This window comes from Sulfitobacter sp. CW3, assembly GCF_019392245.1.
Classification (GTDB): Bacteria; Pseudomonadota; Alphaproteobacteria; order Rhodobacterales; family Rhodobacteraceae; genus Sulfitobacter.
Window position 1 is genome coordinate 1 of the sequence record NZ_JAHXRL010000511.1, and the last position, 242, is coordinate 242.

Below are 242 nucleotides of genomic sequence, written 5' to 3' on the forward strand. Positions count from 1 at the left end.
CAATTTCCGCCCCGACCTGATCAAGATCGACATGGACGTGCTGCGCGGCCTCGACAACGACGCCGGGCGCTACGCCATCGTCTCGGGCGTGGTCGCCATCGCCCGCGCCCTCGTGCAGGAGCCCGAGATCCTGCTCGCCGACGAGCCGGTCGCCTCCCTCGACCCGCGCTACACCCGCCTGGTGATGGACGCGCTGGCCGAGGTGAACCGGCGCTACGGCATCACCGTGCTGTGCAACCTGC

1 pseudogene is annotated in these 242 nt (G+C 69.8%); it reads left to right on the forward strand.

Annotated elements, in window-relative coordinates:
• Positions 1-242: pseudogene (locus tag KZZ06_RS22035) on the forward strand (hypothetical protein); the annotation flags it as partial.